The organism is Pararhizobium arenae (assembly GCF_001931685.1).
GTDB classification, from domain to species: Bacteria; Pseudomonadota; Alphaproteobacteria; order Rhizobiales; family Rhizobiaceae; genus Pararhizobium; species Pararhizobium arenae.
The window spans coordinates 53,857-78,815 of sequence record NZ_MOOY01000007.1 but is presented as its reverse complement, the minus strand read 5'-3'; the positions used below and the strand labels follow the sequence as shown (position 1 = coordinate 78,815).

21 protein-coding genes, 1 tRNA gene and 1 pseudogene are annotated in these 24,959 nt (G+C 58.0%); 8 read left to right on the top strand and 15 right to left on the bottom strand.

From position 1 onward, the window contains the following. The first annotated feature begins 83 nt into the window (after positions 1-83). Complete coding sequence (locus BLX89_RS16445) at positions 84-1,559, top strand: aldehyde dehydrogenase family protein (protein ID WP_075292044.1); 1,476 nt, start codon at positions 84-86, stop codon at positions 1,557-1,559. Positions 1,560-1,571: 12 nt separating this feature from the next. Here the strand turns inward: BLX89_RS16445 and BLX89_RS16440 are convergent, their stop codons facing one another. Next, positions 1,572-2,033: an AAA family ATPase gene (locus tag BLX89_RS16440; RefSeq protein WP_075292043.1), complete on the bottom strand. Its 462-nt coding sequence runs from the start codon at positions 2,031-2,033 to the stop codon at positions 1,572-1,574. Positions 2,034-2,146: 113 nt separating this feature from the next. Then, a tRNA-Ile gene (locus BLX89_RS16435) sits at positions 2,147-2,222 on the bottom strand. 153 nt (positions 2,223-2,375) lie between these two features. Between BLX89_RS16435 and BLX89_RS16430 the strand changes: the two genes are divergently transcribed. Further along, the gene (locus BLX89_RS16430) at positions 2,376-3,119 is read left to right on the top strand and encodes an SIMPL domain-containing protein (protein ID WP_075292042.1); all 744 of its coding nucleotides are present in this window, start codon (positions 2,376-2,378) and stop codon (positions 3,117-3,119) included. Between the two features lie 149 nt (positions 3,120-3,268). Here BLX89_RS16430 and BLX89_RS16425 read toward each other — a convergent pair whose 3' ends face one another. From BLX89_RS16425 to tdh, 9 genes are all read right to left on the bottom strand, one after another. Next, a complete protein-coding gene (locus BLX89_RS16425; protein ID WP_075292041.1) occupies positions 3,269-3,643 on the bottom strand; it encodes a hypothetical protein in 375 nt (124 codons plus the stop codon). Positions 3,644-3,809: 166 nt separating this feature from the next. After that, positions 3,810-4,214: a ketosteroid isomerase-related protein gene (locus tag BLX89_RS16420; protein ID WP_075292040.1), complete on the bottom strand. Its 405-nt coding sequence runs from the start codon at positions 4,212-4,214 to the stop codon at positions 3,810-3,812. A 137-nt stretch (positions 4,215-4,351) separates the two neighbouring features. Further along, complete coding sequence (locus tag BLX89_RS16415; protein ID WP_075292039.1) at positions 4,352-4,774, bottom strand: secondary thiamine-phosphate synthase enzyme YjbQ; 423 nt, start codon at positions 4,772-4,774, stop codon at positions 4,352-4,354. Between the two features lie 30 nt (positions 4,775-4,804). Continuing rightward, positions 4,805-5,158 (bottom strand): DUF1428 domain-containing protein, encoded by a 354-nt coding sequence (locus tag BLX89_RS16410; RefSeq protein WP_075292038.1) that lies wholly within the window; start codon positions 5,156-5,158, stop codon positions 4,805-4,807. A gap of 118 nt (positions 5,159-5,276) precedes the next feature. Then, positions 5,277-6,221 carry a DUF930 domain-containing protein gene (locus tag BLX89_RS16405; RefSeq protein WP_075292037.1) on the bottom strand — a complete coding sequence of 315 codons (945 nt, stop codon included), beginning with the start codon at positions 6,219-6,221 and terminating at the stop codon, positions 5,277-5,279. Between the two features lie 130 nt (positions 6,222-6,351). After that, positions 6,352-7,098: an MBL fold metallo-hydrolase gene (locus BLX89_RS16400; RefSeq protein ID WP_075292036.1), complete on the bottom strand. Its 747-nt coding sequence runs from the start codon at positions 7,096-7,098 to the stop codon at positions 6,352-6,354. Between the two features lie 135 nt (positions 7,099-7,233). Next, entirely contained in the window at positions 7,234-8,631 is a 1,398-nt protein-coding gene (gene eglC / locus BLX89_RS16395; RefSeq protein WP_075292035.1) for an endo-1,3-1,4-beta-glycanase EglC, read from the bottom strand. Positions 8,632-8,826: 195 nt separating this feature from the next. Then, positions 8,827-10,875, bottom strand: coding sequence for an RNA polymerase sigma factor RpoD (rpoD, locus tag BLX89_RS16390; protein WP_075292034.1), 2,049 nt, complete (start codon positions 10,873-10,875; stop codon positions 8,827-8,829). A gap of 468 nt (positions 10,876-11,343) precedes the next feature. Beyond that, positions 11,344-12,378 carry an L-threonine 3-dehydrogenase gene (gene tdh / locus BLX89_RS16385; RefSeq protein WP_075292033.1) on the bottom strand — a complete coding sequence of 345 codons (1,035 nt, stop codon included), beginning with the start codon at positions 12,376-12,378 and terminating at the stop codon, positions 11,344-11,346. A gap of 194 nt (positions 12,379-12,572) precedes the next feature. On the opposite strand from tdh, the gene BLX89_RS16380 reads away from it, so the two are divergent. Beyond that, positions 12,573-12,962: a DUF1236 domain-containing protein gene (locus tag BLX89_RS16380; protein ID WP_075292032.1), complete on the top strand. Its 390-nt coding sequence runs from the start codon at positions 12,573-12,575 to the stop codon at positions 12,960-12,962. 52 nt (positions 12,963-13,014) lie between these two features. Here BLX89_RS16380 and BLX89_RS16375 read toward each other — a convergent pair whose 3' ends face one another. Then, the gene (locus tag BLX89_RS16375; RefSeq protein WP_075292279.1) at positions 13,015-14,205 is read right to left on the bottom strand and encodes a glycine C-acetyltransferase; all 1,191 of its coding nucleotides are present in this window, start codon (positions 14,203-14,205) and stop codon (positions 13,015-13,017) included. 142 nt (positions 14,206-14,347) lie between these two features. Further along, positions 14,348-15,307: a bile acid:sodium symporter family protein gene (locus BLX89_RS16370; RefSeq protein WP_075292278.1), complete on the bottom strand. Its 960-nt coding sequence runs from the start codon at positions 15,305-15,307 to the stop codon at positions 14,348-14,350. Positions 15,308-15,444: 137 nt separating this feature from the next. Here BLX89_RS16370 and BLX89_RS16365 point away from each other — a divergent pair, with 137 nt between their 5' ends. Continuing rightward, positions 15,445-16,215: an SDR family oxidoreductase gene (locus BLX89_RS16365; RefSeq protein WP_075292031.1), complete on the top strand. Its 771-nt coding sequence runs from the start codon at positions 15,445-15,447 to the stop codon at positions 16,213-16,215. A 1-nt stretch (position 16,216) separates the two neighbouring features. Here BLX89_RS16365 and BLX89_RS16360 read toward each other — a convergent pair whose 3' ends face one another. Beyond that, positions 16,217-16,849: a LysE family translocator gene (locus tag BLX89_RS16360; protein ID WP_075292030.1), complete on the bottom strand. Its 633-nt coding sequence runs from the start codon at positions 16,847-16,849 to the stop codon at positions 16,217-16,219. 78 nt (positions 16,850-16,927) lie between these two features. Then, positions 16,928-18,346 (bottom strand): annotated as a pseudogene (locus tag BLX89_RS16355) (RecQ family ATP-dependent DNA helicase); the annotation flags it as partial. A gap of 94 nt (positions 18,347-18,440) precedes the next feature. Here BLX89_RS16355 and BLX89_RS16350 point away from each other — a divergent pair. From BLX89_RS16350 to BLX89_RS16335, 4 genes are read left to right on the top strand one after another with little or no spacing between them, the layout of a single operon-like run. Then, a complete protein-coding gene (locus BLX89_RS16350; protein ID WP_075292029.1) occupies positions 18,441-20,330 on the top strand; it encodes a hypothetical protein in 1,890 nt (629 codons plus the stop codon). A 2-nt stretch (positions 20,331-20,332) separates the two neighbouring features. After that, positions 20,333-22,717: a hypothetical protein gene (locus BLX89_RS16345; protein ID WP_075292028.1), complete on the top strand. Its 2,385-nt coding sequence runs from the start codon at positions 20,333-20,335 to the stop codon at positions 22,715-22,717. Continuing rightward, positions 22,717-23,307, top strand: a complete 591-nt coding sequence (locus tag BLX89_RS16340) for a hypothetical protein (RefSeq protein WP_075292027.1) — start codon at positions 22,717-22,719, stop codon at positions 23,305-23,307. Before BLX89_RS16345 ends, BLX89_RS16340 begins: the two co-directional genes overlap by 1 nt. Then, positions 23,294-24,940 (top strand): phage integrase family protein, encoded by a 1,647-nt coding sequence (locus tag BLX89_RS16335; RefSeq protein ID WP_143523655.1) that lies wholly within the window; start codon positions 23,294-23,296, stop codon positions 24,938-24,940. The genes BLX89_RS16340 and BLX89_RS16335 overlap by 14 nt, the downstream gene beginning before the upstream one ends. The last annotated feature ends 19 nt before the right edge of the window (positions 24,941-24,959 follow it).

The following is a 24,959-nucleotide window of genomic DNA, read 5'->3' as shown; positions in this document are numbered from 1 at the left end:
GGGGGAGATGTCACGCAGTGACAGAGGGGGGTGTGGCTGCGTGTAATCGATCGCGAGACGCTTTTAAACAAAAGGGAACGCCAATGCGCGACAAACTCTTCATCGACGGCAGCTGGGTCGCACCGGCAAAGGGCGGCAGCTTCGCGGTCATCAACCCAGCGACCGAAGAGGTGATCCATCACGCGCCCGCCGGCACGCAAGAGGATATCGACAGCGCCGTCGCCGCCGCCCGCCGCGCCTTCGATAGCGGTCCGTGGCCAAAACTGAGCGGCAAGGAGCGCGCCACCGTCCTGCGCAAGATCGGCGCCCTCATTCTTGAGCGCAAGGAGCATCTCGCCCGCCTCGAAGTCATGGACAACGGCAAGCCCTTCCCGGAAGCCGTCTGGGACATGGAAGACACGGCCGGTTGCTTCAATTTCTACGCCGGAATGGCCGAGGAGATGGACGAGAACCCGGAAGAAATCCTCTCCCTCGGCGATGCCCGCTTTTCGGCGAAGGTGGTGCAGGAGCCGATCGGCGTCGCCGGCGCCATTATCCCCTGGAACTATCCGCTGCTGATGGCCTCCTGGAAGGTAGCTCCGGCCCTTGCCGCAGGCTGCACCATGGTGCTGAAGCCTTCGGAACTCACGCCCGTCACCGCCCTGGAACTCGGCGACATTGCCGCGGAAGCGGGACTTCCCGCCGGCGTGCTCAACATCGTCACCGGCCTTGGTGCGGAGGCTGGCAAGCCGCTGTCCGAACACCCGGATATCGACAAGCTCGCCTTCACCGGCTCGGTGCCGACCGGCGCCAAGATCATGGCAGCGGCGGCGCGTGACATCAAGAATGTCAGCCTCGAGCTCGGCGGCAAATCCCCCTTCATCGTCTTTGCCGACAGCGATATCGACAAAGCTGTTGAATGGATCATGTTCGGCATATTCTGGAACCAGGGCCAGGTCTGCTCGGCCACCTCCCGCGTGCTGGTCGAGGAAAGTCTCTATCCCGCGCTGATGAGCCGGCTGATCGAGGAAGCCGGCAAGATCAAGATCGGCGACGGCCTCGCAGAAGGCACGCTTCTCGGTCCCCTGGTCTCGGAGGGGCAATATGAGAAAGTGCTGGCGGCCATCGACCGCGCCCGTGCGGACGGCGCCACCCTAGCCGGCGGCGGCAAGCGCCCGGCCGGCTTCAACACCGGCTATTTCCTGGAACCGACGATCATCACCGACATGGCGGAAGACAGTTTCGTCTGGCGCGAAGAAATCTTCGGTCCCGTCGTCTGCGTCAAGCCCTTCGAGACGGAAGCGGACGCGATCCGCATGGCCAACGACAGCCGCTTCGGCCTCGCCGCCGCCATCATGTCTGACGATAAAGCCCGCACTGAACGCGTCGCCCGCGCACTGCGCGCCGGCATCGTCTGGATCAACTGCTCGCAACCGACCTTCACCGAAGCCCCCTGGGGCGGCTACAAACAATCCGGCATCGGCCGCGAACTCGGCCGCTGGGGCCTGCAGAACTATCTGGAGACCAAGCAGATCACATCGTTCAACGCGGATAAGCCGTGGGGCTGGTACTTAAAATGAACCCTTACTCTGCTAATCGGAGAAATTGAGAACGATATCAGCCTTGGACGCTGGCGCATACGCGACCTCATAGCTCTTTAAGTCTTCTGCCAACGTGCCTTCACTCTCGGGAGCATCGTGGTTGACGACATGGATTATGAAATCGGGCTTCCGACCAATGCTGGCGAGAAGGCGCAGTACCGTGGCGCCCTCGATAATGACTGGACGTTGCCAATCGGGGTCGGCTCTGTCAAGGCGCGAGCTTATGACTTGATTTATCCAGTCTTCACGGTAGACCATATTGCCCTGACCGCGAATGAGGAACAGATCGGTCTCGATCAAGGAGACGTTGAATCGGCTGGCGAGGTATCTGCCGAGAGTGGTCTTGCCAACACCCGGTGATCCGCCGATCGCAACAATCTTGCCAGGCAGATTGTGGAGCACCGGCTTGAGGGCTTTTAAAGCCGGTGCGTAATCGCGTTCGTTATCAAACATAGATGGTGACATTCCTGCTTTGTGCTCGGCAACGGCAACAACACTGTGGCCGGTCGCGCCTGCACACTGTTGTGTTATTATAGATAAACGTCTTAGTTCAGACATTAGAAATTTGGTGGGCCCGGAGGGACTCGAACCCCCAACCAAGCGGTTATGAGCCGCCGGCTCTAACCATTGAGCTACAGGCCCTTTCCCGACGAGCAGGACGGCGGCGGATCAATGGTAGTCCGCCGCGGGTCTGGCTCTAACCCAAATTCTCAGTTCCCACAAGGCTTTGCCGTAATGCCTACACAATCCGTCTCCAAGAAGGCGGCAGGGACGATCAATTGGAGAGAACCATTCATGACGATCAGGAATTTTTCGCGTCCGGTGTTCGGCGTTGCAGCCGTCGCGGCCATCGTGCTTACGGCCGCAGCCGCTGCAAAAGCTCAGGAGAACACACCGCGCGAGGCCGTTATCTCGGTGTCCGGCGAAGGCCGCTCGGCGACGGCACCGGACATGGCCATCCTGTCCTTCAGCGTCGTCAACGACGCAAAGACCGCACGCGAGGCCCTTGACGCCAACAACAAGACGATGACCGATGTGCTCAACGCGCTGAAAAATGGCGGCATCGCCGAGCGCGACCTGCAGACATCCGGCTTCTCGATCAACCCGCAGTACCAGTATCCCGACAACAGCGACGGCGGCAACAAGCCACCTGTCCTCATCGGTTATCAGGTGGGCAACTCTCTCACCATCCGCGTGCGCGATCTGCCGAAGCTGGGGGAAATCATCGATCAGGCCGTGACACTCGGCGTCAACCAGGGCGGCAGCATCCAGTTCACCAACGACAAGCCGGAGGATGTGCTGACCGAAGCGCGCAAGGCGGCCGTCGCCGACGCCATCGCCAAGGCAAAAGTCTTGTCCGAAGCGGCCGGCATCTCGCTTGGCCGCATCGTCGAAATTTCCGAGAACACGCAGCGTCCCGAGCCCATGCCGATGATGCGCGCCATGGCGAAGGAATATGCGGCTGATGCCGTTCCGATCGCAACCGGCGAAAACAGCTACAGCGTTACCGTCAACGTCACCTTCGCGATCAAGCAGTAGCGTGCATACGCTCCTGTCCGGATCACTACCGGGCAGGAGCGCGGCATCTCGTCAACGAAAAAGCCTCCCGCTTTCGCAAAGCTGGAGGCTTTTTGTGTGATCAAATGCCCGTGGCGGCCGGTTTCCGGCAACCATGGGCGCCGTCTTCGTTATCGGCCGAGAACCGGGCAGCCCCGGACGTTTGCGAAGACGATCGTGCGGAAATCGCCGTGACGACGGCCTTCAACGACCACGCGGCGCGGGCTGACATGAACGACGTGCGCGCGGCGCAGTCCGTAGTCGCGGGCCTTTTCGGTCGCGATCCAAGGCGCGCAGCGGCCGCGGCGATCCCGGTCCCAGCCGGGACGACGGTCGCGATCCCAGCGATGGCGGTCATGATAGCCACCGCCATACTGGACTTCGACGACGCCGGAGCGGATGCCGAACGAAAGCGTATCGGCAGATGCCGACGTTGCACCAAGACCAGCGAAACCGGAAAGACCGATCAGGCCGACAACCATCAGTTTTGCAAACGTATTTTTCATCATCATTCTCCCTTGGACTTCGTTGAGCGGCCCGGTGTTTGCTTGAGGAGCGCTTGATCGGGCTATGGGAGAAGACTAGCGGCCTGCACCTGAATGTTGCTCGAACCGGTCATTCATATGCGGTTCAGGCATGGGACAGTCGGAACAAGCAGCGAAGCAGGGGTGCTCAACGGGACAGCATCTGCTCGAACGTGCGGATGTTGCGGTAGTGGGTGAGCCGCACGATAAGTCCTCCCTCGACCTCGAATACGAAGACGCTGGGGATGGAATAAGACTGCCCGTTTGCCGCCGGCAGCCCGGATGCCGTTTCCCGGTAATGGCCCCTCGCCGTGGTATCGACGGCAACACGCTGGCCAAAACCATCGTGCATCACCACCATGTCGCCGAACTGCTCATCAAAGCAGCGAAAATAGCTCATAATCGCCATGCGCAGCGGTTCGGCACCGATGGTGCGCTGTCCGAGCATCGTATCGAGCGCCACATCCTCATCGACGTAACTTGCAATCGTCTGAAAATCACGCTCGTTGAGCGCTTCCATGAAACGGCTGGCGATGGTTTGCGCGTCGGTCAATGATCTGTCTCCCCTGTGGAACATCCCTGCAGACAAAGAACGCCAAGCCACTGATTTCGTTCCTGGAACAGGAAGAGAATCATAGACCTGCAAGCGTCCCCAGCCTGCGCTTCGGACACGGCGCTGTCCAGAGCCGGTCAGGCGCTGAGATGCATCACGATCTCGCGGCGATGAGGGCGGTTGCGATGCTCGAAAAGGTAGATGCCTTGCCATGTGCCAAGCGCCAGGCGGCCGGAAATCACCGGAACGGAGAGAGAAACCTGCGTCAAGGCTGCCTTGATATGGGCGGGCATGTCATCCGGCCCTTCTATCGTGTGGTGCAGCCAGGCCATGGAAGCATCGTCAGCCGGGGGGACAAGCCGGTTGAAGAATGCCTGCAGATCGCGCTTTACATCGGGATCGGCATTTTCCTGAATGGTGAGCGAACAGGACGTGTGTCGTACGAAGAGGGTCAGGAGCCCTTCCCTCGCGGCACCATGGGCCACGAAGGCGGCAGCCTCGTCGGTGAATTCGTAGAGGCCGGCGCCCCGGGTGGAGACGGTCAGAATCTGCTGCGGCATGGTGTTCTCGACGAAATTTGCAGGGGTGTCCTACATTTCCAGAATACTCTTGAAACCGCCATAGATCATGCGCTTGCCGTCAAAGGGCATGGTCCACTGATCCGGTCCAAGGCGCGGATCGGCCATGACCTTCTTGTTGACCTCGTCGCGCACCTCTCGGGAGGGATAGGTGATATAGGAGAAGATCACGGTCTCATCTTCGCTCGTCATAACGGCGCGGGGAAAAGACGTGAGCTCGCCATAGGGAACGTCGTCCGCCACGCATTCCACATAAGAAAGCGCGCCATACTCCTTCCAGATCGTGCCCGCGGCCCTTGCCATCTCCAGGTAGGCGTCGAGATTGGCCTTGGGCACCGCAACGATAAAACCATCGACATAGGTCATGCGCTTTCCTCCTTTTGAAAAAACTCATCATAGCCCGAAATCGATTATGGGCACGGATGGTTCCGCCACAGCAAGAGAAGCTTGAGGAATATGCTTTCGCGGGGCACGCGAATGCCCGTCAAGACGACGGGAAGCCCCTGCTCCGCCACTGGCTTTTCGGAACCTCGGCGCCGACATCCACGCCGAAGGACACCACGCGCATGCCATCGGCATCAACCTCGCAGCGGAATGCGATGTCATACCAGCGGTTCTTCGAGCGGAATGCAGCTTTGGGAACCTTCAGCTCATTGCCCTTCGGCAATTCGAAGGACGGGACAAGCTCGGCATTGTAGGAGGGCGATCCGTTCTTGAGCTGGGCGTAAAGCTCGCTGCTGCAGAGGCGCGCAATGCGCTCGCTGCGTGGCAAATCCCCCATGGCCGCCTGCGCGATCGGGTTGTCGTCCGTATCCTTTGAAAACAGCTTCTTCGCCTCGGGAATATCGGCGACGATATCTTCGGGTTCAGGCTCCGTCTTTTCAGGCTCCGGTGCGATTTCCGCTACCTCGGGCAAGGGCTCGATCGCATCCGCCGGATCGGCCTCGGCCATCGCAGCAAGGGTCTCGAGCGCCGGCTGGCTGTCGATTTCGGCGGTCTCGGTCGGTTCAATCGGCTTTTCTTCCGGCGTGGTGACAGGCTCAGGCGCAGGCTTGGCGGCCTCGCGGGCGGCATCGCCATCGTTAGCTTCGGCGTTTCCCGTATCCTTCTCGCCAAATTCAAAAACCGGGCGCAGGACGGGGATGGGAATTTCCTGCGCGGCCTGCTCTGCCGGCGGTGGCTCCTGCTGCGGCTGTTCTTCGGCGGGCGGCGGGGGCGCCTGTTCGGCCTCCTCCTCGGGCGGCGGCTCCTCGGCTTCCTCCGGAGGCGGGGGAACCATCTCGACGCTCACAGTCTCTTCCTCGGGGGGCGTGAAATCGGGCATCGGCAACTGATAGAGCAGGATGGCGCCGACTACCACATGGAACGCGATCGAGACGATCGTGCCCCAGCTCAGCTCTTTCCAATCCCGCTTAACTTTATCCTGCATCACAGCCTTCACGCCCGCCGATGAAAAAGACCGACGGATAAAACCAAAATCCTGCCCTTCACTTTGGCGGGCAGGACCGAAATATCAATAGAGTGCCGGCACTTTTGAGGTAACAACGTCGAGGCCAGCGTCAGAGTGAGAGCACCTCGCCATCGTCCGGTATGCGCAGTTGATCGGCAGAAATCCCCTTGGCATCGGCCGCCGCGCGAAGATCGGCACGGCTTACAGTTGCGTGATCCAGCGCTTCCATGTGCACCGCGACCACGGTCGACTGGCCGGCCAATTCGCAGACCGCAACCGTTTCCGCCGCATCCATGACGATGAGGTCGCCATCCCATTTGGCGCCGCAGGAATGGGTTATGATCACCTGCGGTGTCGTCTCGCGAATCGTCTTTTCCACGGGCGGGTAAAGCACGGTATCGCCTGCCCAGTAAACGTTCGGCTCGCACTCTCCTTCCAGCGTGAAGCCCATGACCGAGCCCATGAGATCGACGACCGGGCCAAGACCGTGGCTGCCTTCGCGGCGCGTCAGCCTCAGGCCATTCCAGATGGCGGTATCTGTCAGCGGTGTCACATCGGTGAAACCCGCCCCACGAATGTCGCCCTCATCACCGGGCTGGCAGAAGAGGGGCAAATCCTTCGGCAGACGCTCCTTGGCCACATCGTCGAAATGATCCGTGTGAAGATGGGATACGATCACCATCTCCACGCCGGCCAGGATCTCGTCGATGGACACGGGCAGGTCCACCATGGGATTGGGTGAGCGGCCGGCGAAGGACGGCAGCGAATGCCTGGAAGCAAGATAGGGATCGATCAGGATGGTGTGACCGGCGTAGTCGAGCTTCAAGGTGGCATTGCGGAAAAGCTGGAGCTTCATGCTGATATCCTTATGGCTGCCGTACGCGGATGCAGGATGGTGGACCGCCGGTTCCAAGACAACTGCGAATTTCGGTTTTGAGAACAAAGACGCCGAGCCGATGTCTACGGCTCGGCGCACGGTTGATGGCGCCCTTCAGATGGCCCAGTCCGGATCCAGCGAATAGGCGCGTATATAGTCGATTTTCATCTGGGCACCATCGGCGAAATCGTCGGAGGGCGTGCCGGCGGTCCCCCCGACCGCCAGATTGACGACCATGTACATCGGGTCGTGCATATCCGCAGGCGTTGCCGTCCGCGCGATCTCGACGTCGTCGAAATACCAGACCAGTTCGTCTTTGGTCCACAGCAGGCCGTAATTGTGGAACCCTTCCGTGCTAGGCACGGCCGTCGCAGTGTGCTGCTTGGTATGCGAGCCGGTTTGCATCGAGTGCGCCGTCGTATGGATCGTCTGAGGCTCCTGTCCCCGCATCTCGACGACATCCAGTTCGGGCGGCCACTTGCCGTTTTCGGGCAGCAGCCAGAATGCCGGCCACGCGCCCCGATCGTCCGGCATATCTGCCCGCATCTCGAAATAACCATAGGTCTGCGCGAAGGACGAATGGGTGGTCAGCATGCCGGATGTGTAGGCGCGGCCACCGACCTGCTGCTCCATGCCCTCCGGTACCGGCTCCGCATTGATCGTCAATATGCCGTTGCTCAAGGAAAACGGATTGAGCGAACGGGTCGGCACGTAGGCCGGATTGACGTACCATTGCTGCTCGCCGTTGGTGTGCAGCGTGCCGCCGCTTTCCGGCGCCCAGGGAAACTTCGCGTCCCAGATGCCGCCCTTGTCGGTGCGCAGCCAAAGCGTCGAGAAATTGTCGAAGAAAGTCCGGGTCATGTGGCTTTTGTCGATCGACAGATCGAAGTGTTCAGCCCTCAGGTCCTCGGGCCGTGTATCAGCAAAGACAAGCTTTTCGCCGTTGCCCAGATCGAGCGCCAGATCGTCGCCCTTCAGGGTCAGTCGCCCGAGCACCTGCTCGAATGACGTCAGCCCATAGCCTTTCAGACGCAGGGTGTCTTCCGCGCCGAAATCAAGAATGAGGTCGCTGCCCGCTCCGCGCTCGAACAGGAACGTATCGGCGCCAGCACCGCCGGATAGAACATCATTGCCGCGTCCACCAAAGAGCGTCTGCGCACCGGAGCCACCGGAAATGATATTGTCGGCGGCATTGCCGAAAGCATGACGACCATCACCGGTCACCTCAAGGTTCTCGACATGGGTGGGAAGCGTGAAGCTCATCCAGGTCGAGATCGTATCGACCCCTTGGGCCACGCTCTCTTCCGCGATGTTTCCAGCTGAGTACAGATAATAGATATCGTCCCCGGCCCCGCCCATCATCGTCACCCGGACATCGGCGCTGCCCCAGAGAGAATCGTTTCCGGCCGAACCATTCAGGATTTCGGTCGAACCGACGGCAGAAAACCAGGCTGTGGAAGCCCCGCTATAAAAGAGGCCTTTGCCTACGGCATTCGCAACAGTCTTCGTCATTGGGCTGCTCCATTGTCACACGCAGTAGCCCCAGCGATTGAAGTCTAACATCGAAAAGTTGCGTAACCAAGAGTTGCAATGCCGCGAAATCCGGCTTTATCCTACAGGAGGTGTTGTTTCAAAGAGGTATGGTCGCACAAACAAAAAAAGGCCGGGCAACGCGCCCGACCTTCGTATTTTTTTCGTCTGTCCCGATCAGCTGTCGAGGAACGAGCGCAGCTTCCTGGACCGGCTGGGGTGCTTCAGCTTGCGCAGCGCCTTTGCTTCGATCTGGCGGATACGTTCGCGAGTCACCGAGAACTGCTGGCCGACTTCTTCGAGCGTGTGGTCGGTGTTCATGCCGATACCAAAACGCATGCGCAGAACGCGCTCTTCGCGCGGAGTCAGCGATGCCAGAACACGGGTCGTCGTCTCGCGCAGGTTTGCCTGGATGGCGGCGTCGATCGGCAGAAGCGCGTTCTTGTCCTCGATGAAATCGCCGAGATGCGAATCTTCTTCGTCACCCACAGGCGTTTCGAGCGAGATCGGTTCCTTGGCGATCTTCAGGACCTTGCGGACCTTCTCAAGCGGCATGGCGAGCTTTTCGGCCAGTTCTTCCGGCGTCGGCTCGCGGCCGATCTCGTGCAGCATCTGGCGCGAGGTGCGGACGATCTTGTTGATCGTCTCGATCATGTGCACCGGAATGCGGATCGTGCGGGCCTGGTCGGCGATCGAGCGGGTGATCGCCTGCCGGATCCACCATGTCGCATAGGTCGAGAACTTGTAACCGCGGCGGTATTCGAACTTGTCGACGGCCTTCATCAGGCCGATGTTGCCTTCCTGAATGAGATCGAGGAACTGAAGGCCACGGTTCGTGTACTTCTTGGCGATCGAGATCACCAGACGCAGGTTGGCTTCGACCATTTCCTTCTTGGCGATGCGCGCTTCGCGCTCGCCCTTCTGGACCATGGAGACGATGCGGCGAAACTCCGCGATCGAAATGCCGGTTTCCGTTGCAAGATTCTGGATCTCGCCGCGGATGTTGCGGATCATCGTACCTTCGTTCTTCGCGAATTCCTTCCAGCCCTTGGCGGAAAGGTTCGAGATAGACTTCATCCAGTTCGGATCGAGTTCCGCACCGGAATACTGCTCGAGGAACGAATCGCGCTTGACGCCGTAGCTTTCCGCGAGACGCAACAGGCGGCCCTCGTTCTGCATCAGGCGCTTGGAGATGTCGTAGAGCTGCTCGACAAGGCTGTCGACACGGTTCTGGTTGAGCGAAAGCGACTTGACCGCCGTGATCAGCTCGTCCTTCAGCTCCTTGTAGCGACGCTCCTGAGCAGGCGACAACGTGCCGGTTGCCTGCAGGCGTGCTTCGACCTGCTGGTCCTGCAGCTTGCGCAGCTTCTTGTAGGTGTCGGCGATAACGTCGAGCGTTTCCATGACCTGCGGGCGCAGTTCCGCTTCCATCGCAGCGAGAGACAGGTTCGACTCGTCGTCGTCCTCTTCCTCTTCCTCCGGCGGCAGACCTTCGCCGCCGACATTGGTGATGTCGTCGTCGGAAGAACGGGCTTTGCGGGTCTTTTCCTTTTCCTCGGCAGCCTTGCGGTCGGCCTCGATCTTTTCCGGGCTCTGGAACTGCGGCGCAGCCTTCGCCTCGGGACCGGAATAGGTGGTTTCGAGATCGATGATCTCGCGCAGCAGCGTCTGGCCTTCGTTAAGCTCGTCGCGCCAGATGATGATGGCCTGGAACGTCAGCGGGCTTTCGCAGAGGCCGGAGATCATGGTCTCGCGGCCAGCCTCGATGCGCTTGGCGATGGCGATTTCACCTTCACGCGACAGAAGCTCTACCGAGCCCATTTCACGCAGGTACATGCGCACCGGATCGTCGGTACGATCGGTGGGCTCTTTCTTCTTCGCAGTCGCAAGAGCAGTGCCGCTGGAAGGCGCAATTTCGCCGCCTTCGCTTTCACCGTCATCGTCACCGCCGTCGTCTTCACCGCCGGCGGCTTCGTCAACTTCCTCGTCCTCGACGACGTTGATGCCCATATCGGACAGCATCGCCATCGTGTCCTCGATCTGCTCTGAGGTCACTTCTTCCGAAGGCAGAACGGAGTTGAGTTCGTCCATGGTGACGTAGCCGCGCTTCTTGGCGGCCTTGATCATCTTCTTGACGGCGTCATCCGAGAGATCGAGAAGAGGACCATCGGGAGCGCCTTCGCGTTCGGATTCTGCCTCTTCGTTCTCTTTGACTTTTGTTGCCATTCTTCGTCGCTTTCCCTGGACAAGCATTTTTATAAGCGGTGCGACCATCTCGGTCCGGGGGCCAGCAAAGCCTCCACCGCGAATCATTACCCCTGACGTAACGGGATGATGTTTAATTCCTGATTAACCACGACAGTCACCGTGGAGGGGCCGGCGCCTTCGACAGCGTGCCCATACAAAGACCACTTGCATGATTGCCGTATCCGCCGTACCCATTTTCACCTTCTGCGCCAGAATGGTTGATTCCCAGAAAATGTCGCTCCGTCAAGCGATTCCGGCAAAAAACCGTTCAATTCGGTAAAAAACGCTGAATCTAGCCTTTCAGACTTAAATTCCGGCTTCCTGCGGCAGATGTAGGTATTCGCCCCTAAAAGACAAGGGGTGCAGGTGCATAAGCCAGCCCGGTCCACTCAACTTTCGATTCTATCGGAAATGCGGCGCAACCGGACGACGGCACCTCGTTCGGCATTACCAGTCCATCACCACCTTGCCGGAATTGCCCGAGCGCATCGCCTCGAAGCCGTCGCGATAATCGTCGATGGCGATGCGATGGGTAATGATCGGCGCAAGGTCGAGCCCCCCCTGCACGAAGGCGATCATCTTGTACCATGTCTCGAACATCTCGCGGCCGTAGATGCCTTTCAGCGTCAGCATCTTGAAGATCACCTTGTTCCAGTCGATGCCGAAACCATCTGGCGCGATGCCGAGAATGGCGATCTTGCCGCCATTGTTCATCGTATCAATCATCGAACGGAAAGCAGGCGGCGCGCCCGACATTTCAAGGCCGACATCGAACCCTTCGGTCATTCCGATTTCGCTCATGACATCGGCCAGATCCTGCTTGGAGGCATCGACCACATAGTCGATGCCGACCTTGCGAGCGAGATCGAGACGCACGGGATTGATGTCGGTGATGACAACCTTGCGCGCGCCGGAGCGCTTGGCAACCATGGCGCCCATGATGCCGATCGGACCTGCACCCGTGACGAGGACATCCTCGCCCACGAGATCGAAAGACAGAGCCGTGTGCACGGCATTGCCGAAGGGATCGAAGATCGCCGCGACTTCGTCCGGCACGTCGTCAGGGATCGGCACGACATTGTATTCGGGAATACAGACAAACTCGCCAAAGGAACCCGGCCGGTTGACGCCGACGCCCTTCGTATAGTGGCAGAGATGGCCGCGGCCTGCCCGGCAATTGCGACATTTGCCACAGACGATATGGCCTTCGCCCGAAACCCGCTCGCCCACTTTGTACTTGGTGACGGAGGTACCGATCTCGGCGATTTCGCCGACGAACTCGTGGCCGACGACCATTGGCACCGGGATGGTCTTCTGGGCCCAGCTGTCCCAGTTCCAGATGTGGACATCCGTGCCGCAGATAGCCGATTTGCGCACGCGGATCAGCACATCGTTCGGCCCCGGCTCGGGAACCGGCACGTGCTCCATCCAGAGCCCGACTTCCGGCTTCGCCTTTACCAGCGCCCTCATCATATTGGTCATCGTTTTCTCCACGACAGGCCGATCCGGGCCTTTTCCGAGGCGGACAGTAGCAAGTCCTCCGGCTGCTTTACAGCCCCGGAATCCGTCCCTTGATGACGCATACCGGGTGTTCTTCAACCCCGGCATCATTAACGGCATCGGAACGAAACCGCATGCCCCGCGTTCTCCGGCCATCGAATTGAAAGGAGAACGTCATGAAGAAGATGCTTATCGTTACCGCTGCCCTTGCAGCCTTCGCAACCACGGCAGCCGCCCAGGAAGCAACCGTGACCGGCATGGTCGGCGGTGCAGCCACCGGCGCGATCGTTGGCGGTCCTGTTGGCGCCGGCGTCGGTGCTGTCGTCGGTGCCGTTGCCGCCGGCACAATCGACCCGCCCCCGGCCAAGGTCGTGACCTATGTGCAGCAGCAGCCGGTCCAGCAGTCTGTCGTCGTTCAGCAGCCGGTCGTTATCGGCAAGCCCATTCCGCGAGATGTCGTGCTTGTCCCCGTGCAGGAGGACCCGCGCTACGCCTACACCGTTGTCAACAACCAGCGTGTAATCGTCGATCCCAACACCTACACGGTCGTTCAGGTTCTGAACTGAGTGCCAAACGCTTTGAAAGCCCGCTGCGCCGCAGCGGGCTTTCTGCATCGTATCAAGCGATGACGCCCAGAGAGCGTCCGACATCTTCAAAGACAGCAATGGCCTTGCGAACATCTGCCTCGCTGTGGGCAGCCGACATCTGGGTGCGGATGCGCGCCTGCCCCTTGGGCACGACGGGGAACGAGAATCCGATCACATAGACACCCTTCTCCAGCATGCGGGCCGCCATCTCCTGCGCCAGCGCCGCATCGCCGAGCATCACGGGTATGATCGGATGCCCCTCGCCCGCCAGCCTGAAACCGAGTTTCGCCATTTCGGTGCGAAACAACACGGAATTGGCTTCAAGTCGGGATCTCAGCGCATCGCCCTGCTCGATCAGATCGAACACCTTAAGCGAGGCGGCAGCGATGACCGGCGCCAGAGTGTTGGAAAACAGATAGGGCCGCGAGCGCTGCCGCAACCAGTCTACCACCTCCTGCTTGCCGGAGGTATAGCCGCCCGAAGCGCCGCCCAGGGCCTTGCCGAGCGTGCCGGTGATGATATCGACCCTCCCCTCGACACCACAATATTCCGCAGAGCCCCGGCCATGTTTGCCAACGAAGCCGACCGCATGGCTGTCGTCGACCATGACCATGGCGCCGTATTTTTCCGCGAGATCGCAGACGCCGCCAAGATTGGCGATGATACCGTCCATGGAAAACACGCCGTCGGTTGCGATCAGCTTGAAACGGCTGCCTTCCGCCTTCTTCAGCTCTTCCTCCAGCGCAGCCATATCGTTGTTGGCGTAACGGAAGCGCTTTGCCTTGGAGAGCCGCACGCCATCGATGATCGAGGCATGGTTCAGCGCATCGGAGATAATCGCATCCTCCTCCGACAACAGCGTCTCGAACAGACCGCCATTGGCATCGAAACAGGAGGAATAGAGGATCGTATCCTCCATGCCGAGAAAGGAGGAGATACGCGCCTCCAGCTGCTTATGCTCTTCCTGCGTGCCGCAGATGAAACGCACCGAGGCCATGCCGTAGCCGTAGCGATCCAGCGCCGTCTTGGCGGCGTCGGCCAGCTCCTCGTTATCAGCAAGGCCGAGATAGTTGTTGGCGCAGAAATTGAGAACTTTCTGGCCGGACGCGACCTGGATTTCGCCGCTCTGTTTGGAGGTAATCACCCGCTCGGACTTATAGAGGCCGGCCGATTTCAAGCCTTCGAGTTCGCTGGTCAAATGGTCGATAAAGGCAGAGGTCATGACGTCGCACTCCAGGCTGGATGGCATTGCGGCCAAGACCTAGCATATTCGAACTCTCAAGACAGCCGAGGACAGCGGCGATACACGGCGCTATCGCGACAGGAGCATGGAAGGCGACAAAAGCCGCCTTCCATCGCAATTTTTACTTGGCAGGGACAACCTTGCCGCTCTCATCCTCATCGACATTGCGGGCAAACACATTGGCGAGCAGCGCGCCGGAAATATTGTGCCAGACGCTGAAGATAGCGCTCGGCACAGCGGCGACCGGCGAGAAGTAGGCATTGGCGAGTGCCGCACCCAGGCCGCTGTTCTGCATGCCGACTTCGATGGCGATCGCCTTGCGCTTGGCCAGCGAAAGCCCGCTTGCCTTGGCAGCAAAGAAGCCGAGCAGATATCCAAGACCGTTATGCAGCACGACGATGACGAAAATCATGATGCCGGACTCGGCAATTGCCGGCTTGCTCGCCCCGACCACAGCAGACACGATCAGCACGATGCCGACGACGCTGACCAGCGGAAGCGCCGGAACTGCAGCCTTGACGACGCCCGGCAGCAACTTCTGCAAAGCGAAGCCCAGAGCCAGCGGCACCAGAACGACCTTGACGATGCTCAGGAACATCGCCCAGCCATCGACCGGCAGATACTGGCTGGCAAACATCCAGACCAGAAAGGGGGTGACGACCGGTGCCGCCAGCGTCGTGACGCTTGTGCAGGCGACGGAGAGCGCCACATCGCCTTTGGAAAGATAGGTCATCACATTGGAGGATGTGCCGCCCGGGCAGCAGCCGACGAGGATCACGCCCGCTGCAACCTCCGGCGACATGGGTATGATCTTGGTGAGCACGACAGCAAGCAACGGCATGATGACGAACTGGGAGACAACGCCGATGCCGACATCAAACGGACGGCGTGCGACCTCCTTGAAATCCTCGACCGAAATCGTCAGCCCCATGCCGAACATGATGATGGCGAGCAGGGTCACGATGTAAGGCGCGATCTGCTTGAAGGTCTCGGGAAAGAAGAACCCCAGAACGGCAAACAGAATAACCCAGATCGCGAATGTCTTGCCGACAAACGTCGAGAATGATGCAACAGCCTTCACCTTGGCCTCCTCCATTGTAAATATCGGAGCCGGTTACGTCCACGGCTTGTCGATGTCAAGGAACCGTACGGTACGGTACGTCGCGAAATCTGGCCTTTTCGATGGAAAATCATGTCATCCCATGCCATCAAGCTCCCATGAGCATTTTCGATCGTTTTTCCCTCAAGGGTCAGGTGGCGCTGGTTACAGGTGCAGGTCGAGGCCTCGGTTTCGAAATGGCGCGCGCCTTTGCGGAAGCCGGGGCGCACGTCGTCATCACCGGCAGGACGGCTGCGACGCTGGAAAATGCAGTCAGCAGGATTGTCGCAGATGGCGGCAGCGCCGAGGCAGCAGCCTTCGATATTGCCGACCGGCAAGCGCAGCGCAAAACCCTGACGGATATCGAAAACAGGCATGGTCGGCTGGACATCCTCGTCAACAATGTCGGCGCCCGCGACCGCCGGCCGCTGGCGGAGATGGATGACGCGGCGATCGACGAACTCATTCGCACAGACTTGACAGCCTCTGCCATCCTCTCGCGGGATGCCGCCCTGCTGATGCGGAAGAACGAATACGGTCGGCTGATCTCCGTCACGTCCATCAACGGTCAGGTCGCCATGCCCGGGGATGGTATCTATCCCGCCGCCAAGCAGGGCCTGACAGGGCTGATGCGGTCGATGGCAGTCGAATTCGGTCCTTTCGGCATCACCAGCAACGCCATCGCGCCCGGCTGGTTTGCGACCGAGACCAACGCGGCCATGGCCGCAAATGAAGAGCTGATGCCCTTTGTGCGCCAGCGCATCCCCGTTCAACGCTGGGCGCGACCCGACGAAATTGCCGGAGCGGCACTGTTTCTCGCAAGCCCTGCCGCTTCCTTCGTCAACGGCCATGTCCTGACCGTCGATGGAGGCATGACGGTCAGAATGTAGATTAGCTTTTCTGCAGGGCGAGATGGGCGCCCAGCCCGACGAGAACGGTACCGCCTGCCCGTTGGAGCATGCGCTGGGCGGTCCCGGATTGCCGCAACCGTTTCATCACCGCGCCGGCCAGCAGGACGCAGACGATATCGGCGGACGAGAAGATACAGTTGACGATCGTGCCAAGCACCAGAAACTGGAGCCAGACCGGGTAGCCGGCGGAAACATCGACGAACTGCGGCAGGAAGGCGAGGAAGAAGATCGCGGTTTTCGGATTGAGCACCTCGACGGTCACGCTTTCCAGAAAGGCGCGCCGGCCGGATTTGGGCGAGATGCCGGAGACGCTCGCCTCGCCATTGACCTTGGCACGCATGAGCGAAACCCCGAGCCACACAAGATAGGCCGCGCCCATGAGCTTGACGGCGACATACAGCGTCGGCACCGCCTGAAAAAGGATCGAAAGACCCGCCGTCGCGGCAAGCACATGCACATAGCAGCCGATATGGATACCGAGCGTCGCCATCATGCCCGACCAGCGTCCGCGCGCCATCGTCTGGGCCGCCGCATAGAGCATGGCGGGACCGGGAATATAGGCAAAGATCGCCGTCGTGATCAGGAATGTGGCAAACAGTTCAAGCGACGACATGCGATGCTCCTCCGTGAGGACTCTGGAAGTTCCGTTTGCCTGTATCCCACAAAAAAGCGGGTTCAGCGAGCCCGCCTCTCAACCACCTTCATGATCCCGGATAGCCTTCAGGAAGATATCGCCGTAGCGCTCGCGCTTCGACTGACCGATGCCGGGGATATCGAGCAGTTCATCCTCATCGGACGGACGCTCCCTGGCGAGCGCGATCAGCGTCGTATCGGGGAAGATCACATAAGGCGGCACGTTGAGATCCTTCGCAAGCGTCGCCCTCAAGGAGCGCAGCGCCTGGAAAAGCTCGCCATCACGATCCGAAAGCGTGCTGCGGGCGGCGGCGGCAGGCGATCCCTTGCGTTGAGATTTTCCGAGCGAAGGTCGATCCTTGCGAAAGCGCAATTCGCGCTCGCGCTTGAAAACCGCGCAGGATTCTGGCTCCAGCTTCAGCGCGCCAAAGGCGGAATGATCGACACTGATCAGGCCGGCCGCCAGAAGCTGGCGGAAGACGGACTGCCACGTCTTGGCCGGAATATCCTTGCCCGCCCCGAAGACCGGCATATCGATATGGCCGAAGCGCTCCGTCTTCTCGTTGGCAACGCCCATCAGCACGTCGATCACATGGCCGGTGCCGAAACGTTCGCCGGTTCGGTAGACGGCGGCCAGCGCCTTGATCGCTGCCTCCGTGCCGTCCCAGGTCTCGACCGGTTTAAGGCAGGTGTCGCAACTTTCGCATCGACCGGGATGCGCTTCCCCGAAATGACCGAGGATCGCCTGGCGGCGGCAGGATGCGGTCTCGCAGATGGCGAGCAGCGCATTGAGCTTCGCGCGCTCCACCCGCTTGATCTCCTCGGCGGCCTGCCCTTCGTCGATCATCCGCCGTCGCTGGATGACGTCGGCCATGCCATAGGCCATCCACACGTCAGATGGCAGTCCGTCGCGCCCGGCGCGGCCGGTTTCCTGGTAATAGGCCTCCACGGAGCCCGGAAGATCGAGATGGGCGACATAGCGCACATCCGGTTTGTCGATACCCATGCCGAAGGCGACCGTGGCGACAAGGCAGAGGTTTTCCTCCTTCAGGAACGCATCCTGATGGGAATCTCTGATCGCCCGGTCCATGCCGGCATGATAGGGCAAGGCCCGGATGCCCTGTGTGTTCAGCCACTCGGCGGTATCCTCGACCTTGGCGCGCGACAAACAATAGACGATGCCGCTCGACCCTTCGTGGCGAGACAGGAAACGCAGGAGCTGCTGTCGTGGCTGGTCGCGCTCGACGATTTCGTAAGCGATATTGGGGCGGTCAAAACTGGTCGAAAAAACCTTCGCCTGCTGCAATCCGAGCCGCTCTATAATATCTTCGCGCGTATGCGGATCGGCCGTTGCCGTCAGCGCAATGCGCGGAACACCTGGAAAATGTTCGCCAAGCTGGCCGAGTTCGCGATATTCCGGCCGAAAATCATGGCCCCATTGTGATACGAATTCGTTTTCCCGTTTTGCGAAAACAGAAGGTATAAGGCAGCCATAACTTTTTCGTAATAAATTCAATTTATTGCGAAGGAATATATAGCGTTTCTTATATACCTTCGCAATAGGAATCATTATGGCAGCAGCATTAGACCCGGTACCGACATGGCAAGAGGTCCGCGAAAAGCTCGATAATCCAGTAATTGCTAAACTAGAAGAGATCGTAGGAAGCGGACACAAGACAGCGGGAGCGAAGCGGTTCTTCGGCTGGGTCGCCACGTCAGACACCTCCGAAGCCGAATGGATGCGAGCGTATGTAGCCAATGACAATCGCGATGTAGACTCGCATGCAACGCTAGGAGCAATCCGTAGCGCGATCCTTTGCTGGGTCGATGGTCTGCAAAAAATCGGCGTCTGGAAGAGCGGGTCGATACGTGCTCAACGCGATCATCTCCTTAAGGCGCTGAACAAGCTTAGGGAGTTCGACCCCGAAAGCTTCCCGAAAATCGACCCCCGAACCATGCCGATGGGCTCTCATCACGATGGCGGGAACTACACCTCACTGGGTACCCTGGACTGGCCGGAATTCGAGGGGGTTGAGCCAGAGCGTCGCGATGCGGTGGCCCTCGCCTTACTTAGAAAGGCCGCGTTAGAGGTTTTTGAGCGATACGAAAAAATCTTCCATTTCGGTCAGTGCGTTCTGAACAACGAATGCTCCTGGGTGAAGAATAAAAAAGCGGTCAAGACCCTGAAAAGGTTGATCGTGGACGAAATTCGGTCGTGGGAAACGAATGGTCGTTCCCAATTCAGCATGACCTGGTCAGTCCCACTCGCAGATCGGATAGATCAGCTCAAAGACGCGGAGATATGGCGTGGGTTTGGTCTCGACATCCAAACCAGTCAGGACGTTCTAAACTATACGACCGTCGCAGACACCGTCCTTGCTTGTATTGGACCAACATTTCGCGCGAACCAGGCCGTGCAGGTGATTTTTTGCACAGACACCGGCTGGAACCGCCAACCTATACAGGGATTGCCCAAACAGCCCTATGCCTTCCGAACATCATCTTCGGTTCTTCTCGGCTCGGAACAAGTCCTGGCGAACTTCAAAAACCGCGCCGGACACATGGTCCATGCTGGCAAGGAAATGGCGGCGGTCGTGCGTGGGATCGCTGAAATGGATTTGAAATCGCACTGGGACGAAGTTGCGAACGAATTGCGTTTGGCCAAGGCTGACGAACAGACGAGCTTGGCACCGGAGTCTGAACTAATTCAAATCCTTGATCGCTTCGAGAAGCTACAGGCATTGAGCCGCAGCTGGGCCAAGGGTGAGACGGAAAACCTGTTCTTTTATGCGCTCAGCCAACGAACTGACACGGTGGTCAAGGCTGATCGTGACCCCGGCGTTCTGATGCCCGAAGGCCCGCTGACTAGAAAGGGCGCGACATTCTCTGCAATGCGAAAATCGTTCCTCAACACGCTGTCGACGGCGGGTTATGAGCCGAGCTTTATTGCCGAAATCGCAGGTCATCGGTCCAGCAAAGTTCTAGCCACGAATTACTTCGTGGATCAACAAGCTGCCCGCACCTACGAGGATTCCGTAAGGGTGATGCAAGGGTGCATACAGGAACTTACCCTAAACAAGCGTATCGCGCTTAAGCTAAACATAAGCGACGAAACAAGAACGCATTTCCGCATGGTAGCTCTCCACACCGGCGTCATGAGCGCATGTGGCATGACCCAATTGGAGCTGGACGGCGAGGTAACAGATGACTTCGTGTTCGAGCCAACGTTCTCCAACCTGGTTGATCTGTACCTTTGCCACGCGGGAGTAAAAAATCAGCGCTACGAGGTTTCACATCAACGCTGGGTCATCCAAGGCAAAGCCTTGTTAGCGATAATAAAGGCCGTCGGCAGAAAGATAATTGCTAGTGGACTTCGGCGCGACTATTGGGCTGCGGCCCGTCATGCAAGACGCCTAGTGAAATCCGGGAAGGTCAGCCTCCCCGTATTGCTGGAGGTGTGACGATGAACTTCGAACCCAGCATTAGCGAAATGGAGCGGATTTACTTCGAAACGATTTCAAAGTTTCGTTTGCCGCCCGCAGTCATCGCGTCGAAAAAGACCCCTGATGGTCGTTCCCTAGAAGGCAACCAGATAAACATCCACCACAATCACTGGGGCGTACGACAAATCGTCGGTCGCGGTGATGAAAAAATTCTTTGGTTTGACTTCGACAACGTCATCGATTTCGAAGGAGTGCGGCTCACGACTCCCCGACGCAAACTCGATTATCTAGTGAAGAAGGTCTTTGTCTTATCTGGATTGGGTGCGACAGGGGAAAAGCCTATAGCCCCTATGCTCGCAATCCAAAGAGCCCGTCAATATGATCTCTTTACGCGTTGGCGACTTAGCAACGGGATTGAACATAACGAGCACATTACAAAGCATAATTTCGAGGTTTATTGCGATGATGTCTCTGGCGATCCTTTGCATTTTCTTCCGATCATGGACCGGCTCGACGTCGTTTTCAGTGCAATAAACTTTGGAAAAATTGATATTACTCAGTTCTACAAGGAGGATGCGAAAAACCATCGGCAGTATTTTGACTGGCCTCAGTTCGCTGATATGATGGGCACAACAAAGATACACCTTTCAACATCGCGAGCGTTTGTTTCGGAGCTTGTGGACCGACTGGGATCGATAGATCACCCGGTCGTACCAAGATTGGTTGCTTCCCTTGTCAGAAGAGATGACCGAGAAGGCCGCGAAGATTATGCGGAGTCGAGCGTCCAGAAACTCTTTTACCCCTGGATGAAACTCTACAGACTGGGCGTAGAAGGACAACTCACACACGGTGTGCTGACGTTCAATGCGTTCGAAAAACGTAGCTTTAAGCAGGTTATAAAGAGCCTGGAGCTTCGACAAGGCGAACGAACGAACACCCTTGAGCCCGAGGATTTCATGCGCCTTCTCAAGGAAGCTGCGAAATGGATTTTCGAGTACAGTGACTATATATGTGAAGCTGTAGAAAGCCGACGCGCTCACAACCGTGGCACTATAACAGCACACGGAAAGCGTTTCATCGCACGCATTGATCCCTTGCGTCCAGAGGGGGCACCGAAGCTTCACCACGGATGGACAATTCAGGACGTCTCAGAGACTGAATCCGAAGGGCGTATATCGCTCGGGGCAGCAGTCAAACACTTGTTGGCATCCTGCGCGATCATCATCGGGTGTTTTTCTGCTCGACGGGGCGGAGAGATACAGATGCTTCGCTCAAACTGCATCACACAAGTAGGAGCCCATTACTACCTCACTGTCTACATCGAAAAAACCTTGCAGGGGATCGACAAAATTCCGGTACCGCAGATGGTTGCGGCTGCCGTCGAAATCGTAAACAAGCTTACCAAGGGTGGTGTTAATGCCAAAGCTGAAGCGCCCCTCTTCAATTTCTTCAAGCAAACAAGCCGAGTTGCGTTCGTGTTCACCCAGAACATGAAAGAATTTGTCGATTACACGGGGCTGAGGCCTGTGGACCCCGAGGCTGAATGGAGCTTGGCAAGTCACCAATTGAGGCGTGGGTTTGCCATCTACTATTATTATGGGTTTGAGTGGCACGATTTGGACTCGCTGGCATATCTGCTCCGTCATTACGACCCTGAGATGACCCGCGTCTATATTACCGAAGCTATGGCCGGGGAAATCAAACGCCTGGAAGACGAACTACGGGCACGCTCCAGTGTCGCAAAGGAAAAGTATTCGAAGGAGCTGAAGGCCTGGATCGACAAGACGAAAGAAGAAATCGCCGAACTCAAGAACACTGTAGATGAAGTTGATGAGGTGCGCAGGGGAGCTTATGTGCGCCATATGATCAACCAACATAAGGGCACAGACAAGGCTATCGGTCGCGGCCTCACCAGGTTGAAAATGGACTTGGAGACCATGATCGCGGCGGCGGCGGCTGACGTCCGAATTACGTCCGCTACGAACGATGAAGAAAAGTTTTTGGACGCACTTGCGAAACGATTGAAGACGCAAGCCTTCAACCGCTTTCTTGAGCCTGTACCAGGTGGGATAGCGCATTGCACGGCCAACCTTAATGGTGGTGACGACCTATCCCTCGCCGAATGCAACAAGCTCTCGGCTGCTGCGAAATCGCCGGATTCGGAGGGGGTAACGGGGCGATGCTCGAAAGTCGATTTGGCTTTTAGCGGTATCAACCCCTGCCTCGACTGCATCTACGGGGTTATGTTCCAGGCAAACCAGCGCATCGTCGAACAGCACGTTGCGAAAGAGGAAGCCGCCATCGCAACGGCACCGAATGAGCGTGAGCAAAAGCGGCGACTGACAAATTTGGAGGAGCGCAAAGCCAAGATTCGCGCCCGTAAAGAAGAAGCGGAGATCGCATAATGGCAAGTCGTGCACCATCACTTGCAATCAGGACCAGGCGCGCGTCTGAGGACAAACCGAAGGGCTCGATACAAGCCGCCGACATTCGTCGTCGTCTGGAGCTTTTCGAGGTAAAAATCGGCGTTACTCGGCACGAAACCTCAGAAGTCTGGGACCGACCTATGGAACAGGCTGACGTCTTCCGGACCAGCCCTGCCGACAAGGGAAAGCGGACCCTCGTGTCCGCCATGAGGAAGGTCAGCTTGCTCATCGACATGATTGACGACCAGCCACTTCGTGCACTTGTTATGCCAGACAACTACAAGGACCGCACGGCACTCCGAGCGTGGACAGATCACAGCCGAAAGCTCTGGCCTTGGAAGGACCCTGTCGTCGATAAGCCCGACGGTCGGTACGGTGAACTGATATCACTTTACTACGAAGCGCTAGCTACGGTCGACGCAGCTGACAAGCGGAAGAAATTCAGGCTGCAGCAGCGGATAGACGAGCTGGAGCGGATAGTAGCCAACCTTGAAGCGCAAAATTTTGAACTTATGAACCAAATTGCCATGCTAGGGGCCGGGGTGGGGAAACGTGATGCCAGGCGTTAAATCTCAAACCGGTACAAAACCTCGTCCGGTCGTTACACCACTCCCCAGCAGCACATTCTCAATGACCTTTGCAGGTCCCGATGTCGAATGGTTCGGAGAGACAAGGCCTGGGATGCCTATCATTCGGTGGCCAAATGGCACCCTTTGTGAACCGCTGGTCTTTTTCTTCGGACATCTTTGCAGGAAAAACTTCGAGGGCATCAAATCCATGGAGCCCCGCGCCTATTCTCTGCGCGAATGGTTCGCTTACCTTGGCGAACGCGGAATTCCCTGGAACGAGGCCGATGATCTCAAAATGCATCAGTGGCGAGAGCATGAGCGTAAAAAGGGCGTCAGTCATGAACAGATTGAGGCCAAGCTCAAGCGCGTCTTCCATTTTTATCGGCATATCCCTGATGCCATGGTTTGCCAGCCGGACGGAACCTTGACGCCAGAATTCGTCGGCGAAAACAGACGAGGGCAGCCCACGAAATTCCCGATATCTACAAAGGAAGTGAAAACAAAAACCGGTAAATGGGTAACAGTCTGGTCCGGCTCTAAATCGGTGAAGCAGATGAAGCCCAAACTGAAGGTGGTGGTGAACGCCGATTGCGCTCTCGTCCTTTCAGAGCTTCGTTCCCCCTCCAATCGTAAAAAAGATATTCACGATATCGATAGCATCATAAAATGCGAACGCGATTGGGGTATGGGACGTGTGATGGTAGGTGCGGGCCTACGCGCGCACGAAGTACCTGCCCTTTCCCTTCGAGACCTGACAAAGGCCATGAAGGACGAGCAACTTCTAAGAGGTTTGGGTCAACAGCGTATCGCCAACATGGAGTCAGTTGCCGAGCTTGCGGATGACCCTGAGGCCCAGAAAATTGTCTTAAAGGCCCTCAAGCACTTCACCGATAAAAAAAATCGTCTCTACGTCGGCGTTCGGATTTTGGGAAAGGGGAGCAAGGAAAGACAAGCCGGATTCACCGTTGATCTGCTATATGATCTTCTGACAGTCGTCATCTGGGGTGGACGAAACATTTTGATAAAAAGGTGGCAGGCCGCTGATCCGGCATACATTCCGGAAGATACGCTATTCTTGTCCTTCAAAACCGGCGAACCTCTCACCGAGAGCACCGTTAGCGACATCATGCTCCAAGCTTTTAAAGATGCAAATGTCAGCGGCAGTGGCCACGATCTTCGCAAAAACTACGCCACAAACATCGCTGCGAAGATACTCAGGCGCAACCTCGAAACGTTTGGATACTTCACGCACGCGGTTCTGAACACCGTGTTGTCGGAGGTAGCCGACGCGTTGGGGCACTCTTCGGTTAACACGACAACCCAGCACTATACCAACCTGGCCATCGCGGCAGCCTCAGGGCTCGATCATAAGCGACAGCGCGACAAGGTCATGGCGGTTTGTGACATGCTTGTGGAGAGTGACCGAAAGGATATGCTCGATGATGAACGCATCAGGCTTTGTGCCAGTGCATTCAAGGTGTTTTCCGAAATGCCCAAAGACAGCATGCTGTATGAACTACTTACCGACGCGATGGCCGACCCCCAGTTGAACCCAGCAGGCATCATCAAGATGTCCGAGGTTACAAGACGCCCGCCGTTCCCACGCCTGGTCGTCGACAACACGCGAAAATGATCTGAGGTGGCCAGCGTTG

Coding starts and splice junctions, on each gene's coding strand:
- BLX89_RS16360 (WP_075292030.1), bottom strand. CDS start 16,849: ATGTCGTCGCTTGAACTGTTTGCCACATTCCTGATCACGACGGCGATC.
- BLX89_RS16410 (WP_075292038.1), bottom strand. CDS start 5,158: ATGACCTATGTCGATGGTTTTATCGTTGCGGTGCCCAAGGCCAATCTC.
- tdh (WP_075292033.1), bottom strand. CDS start 12,378: ATGACCAATATGATGAGGGCGCTGGTAAAGGCGAAGCCGGAAGTCGGG.
- BLX89_RS16345 (WP_075292028.1), top strand. CDS start 20,333: ATGAACTTCGAACCCAGCATTAGCGAAATGGAGCGGATTTACTTCGAA.
- BLX89_RS16425 (WP_075292041.1), bottom strand. CDS start 3,643: ATGAAAAATACGTTTGCAAAACTGATGGTTGTCGGCCTGATCGGTCTT.
- BLX89_RS16405 (WP_075292037.1), bottom strand. CDS start 6,221: ATGCAGGATAAAGTTAAGCGGGATTGGAAAGAGCTGAGCTGGGGCACG.
- BLX89_RS16350 (WP_075292029.1), top strand. CDS start 18,441: ATGGCAGCAGCATTAGACCCGGTACCGACATGGCAAGAGGTCCGCGAA.
- BLX89_RS16415 (WP_075292039.1), bottom strand. CDS start 4,774: ATGCCGCAGCAGATTCTGACCGTCTCCACCCGGGGCGCCGGCCTCTAC.
- eglC (WP_075292035.1), bottom strand. CDS start 8,631: ATGACGAAGACTGTTGCGAATGCCGTAGGCAAAGGCCTCTTTTATAGC.
- BLX89_RS16380 (WP_075292032.1), top strand. CDS start 12,573: ATGAAGAAGATGCTTATCGTTACCGCTGCCCTTGCAGCCTTCGCAACC.
- BLX89_RS16335 (WP_143523655.1), top strand. CDS start 23,294: ATGCCAGGCGTTAAATCTCAAACCGGTACAAAACCTCGTCCGGTCGTT.
- BLX89_RS16365 (WP_075292031.1), top strand. CDS start 15,445: ATGAGCATTTTCGATCGTTTTTCCCTCAAGGGTCAGGTGGCGCTGGTT.
- BLX89_RS16340 (WP_075292027.1), top strand. CDS start 22,717: ATGGCAAGTCGTGCACCATCACTTGCAATCAGGACCAGGCGCGCGTCT.
- BLX89_RS16375 (WP_075292279.1), bottom strand. CDS start 14,205: ATGACCTCTGCCTTTATCGACCATTTGACCAGCGAACTCGAAGGCTTG.
- BLX89_RS16430 (WP_075292042.1), top strand. CDS start 2,376: ATGACGATCAGGAATTTTTCGCGTCCGGTGTTCGGCGTTGCAGCCGTC.
- BLX89_RS16440 (WP_075292043.1), bottom strand. CDS start 2,033: ATGTTTGATAACGAACGCGATTACGCACCGGCTTTAAAAGCCCTCAAG.
- BLX89_RS16445 (WP_075292044.1), top strand. CDS start 84: ATGCGCGACAAACTCTTCATCGACGGCAGCTGGGTCGCACCGGCAAAG.
- BLX89_RS16400 (WP_075292036.1), bottom strand. CDS start 7,098: ATGAAGCTCCAGCTTTTCCGCAATGCCACCTTGAAGCTCGACTACGCC.
- rpoD (WP_075292034.1), bottom strand. CDS start 10,875: ATGGCAACAAAAGTCAAAGAGAACGAAGAGGCAGAATCCGAACGCGAA.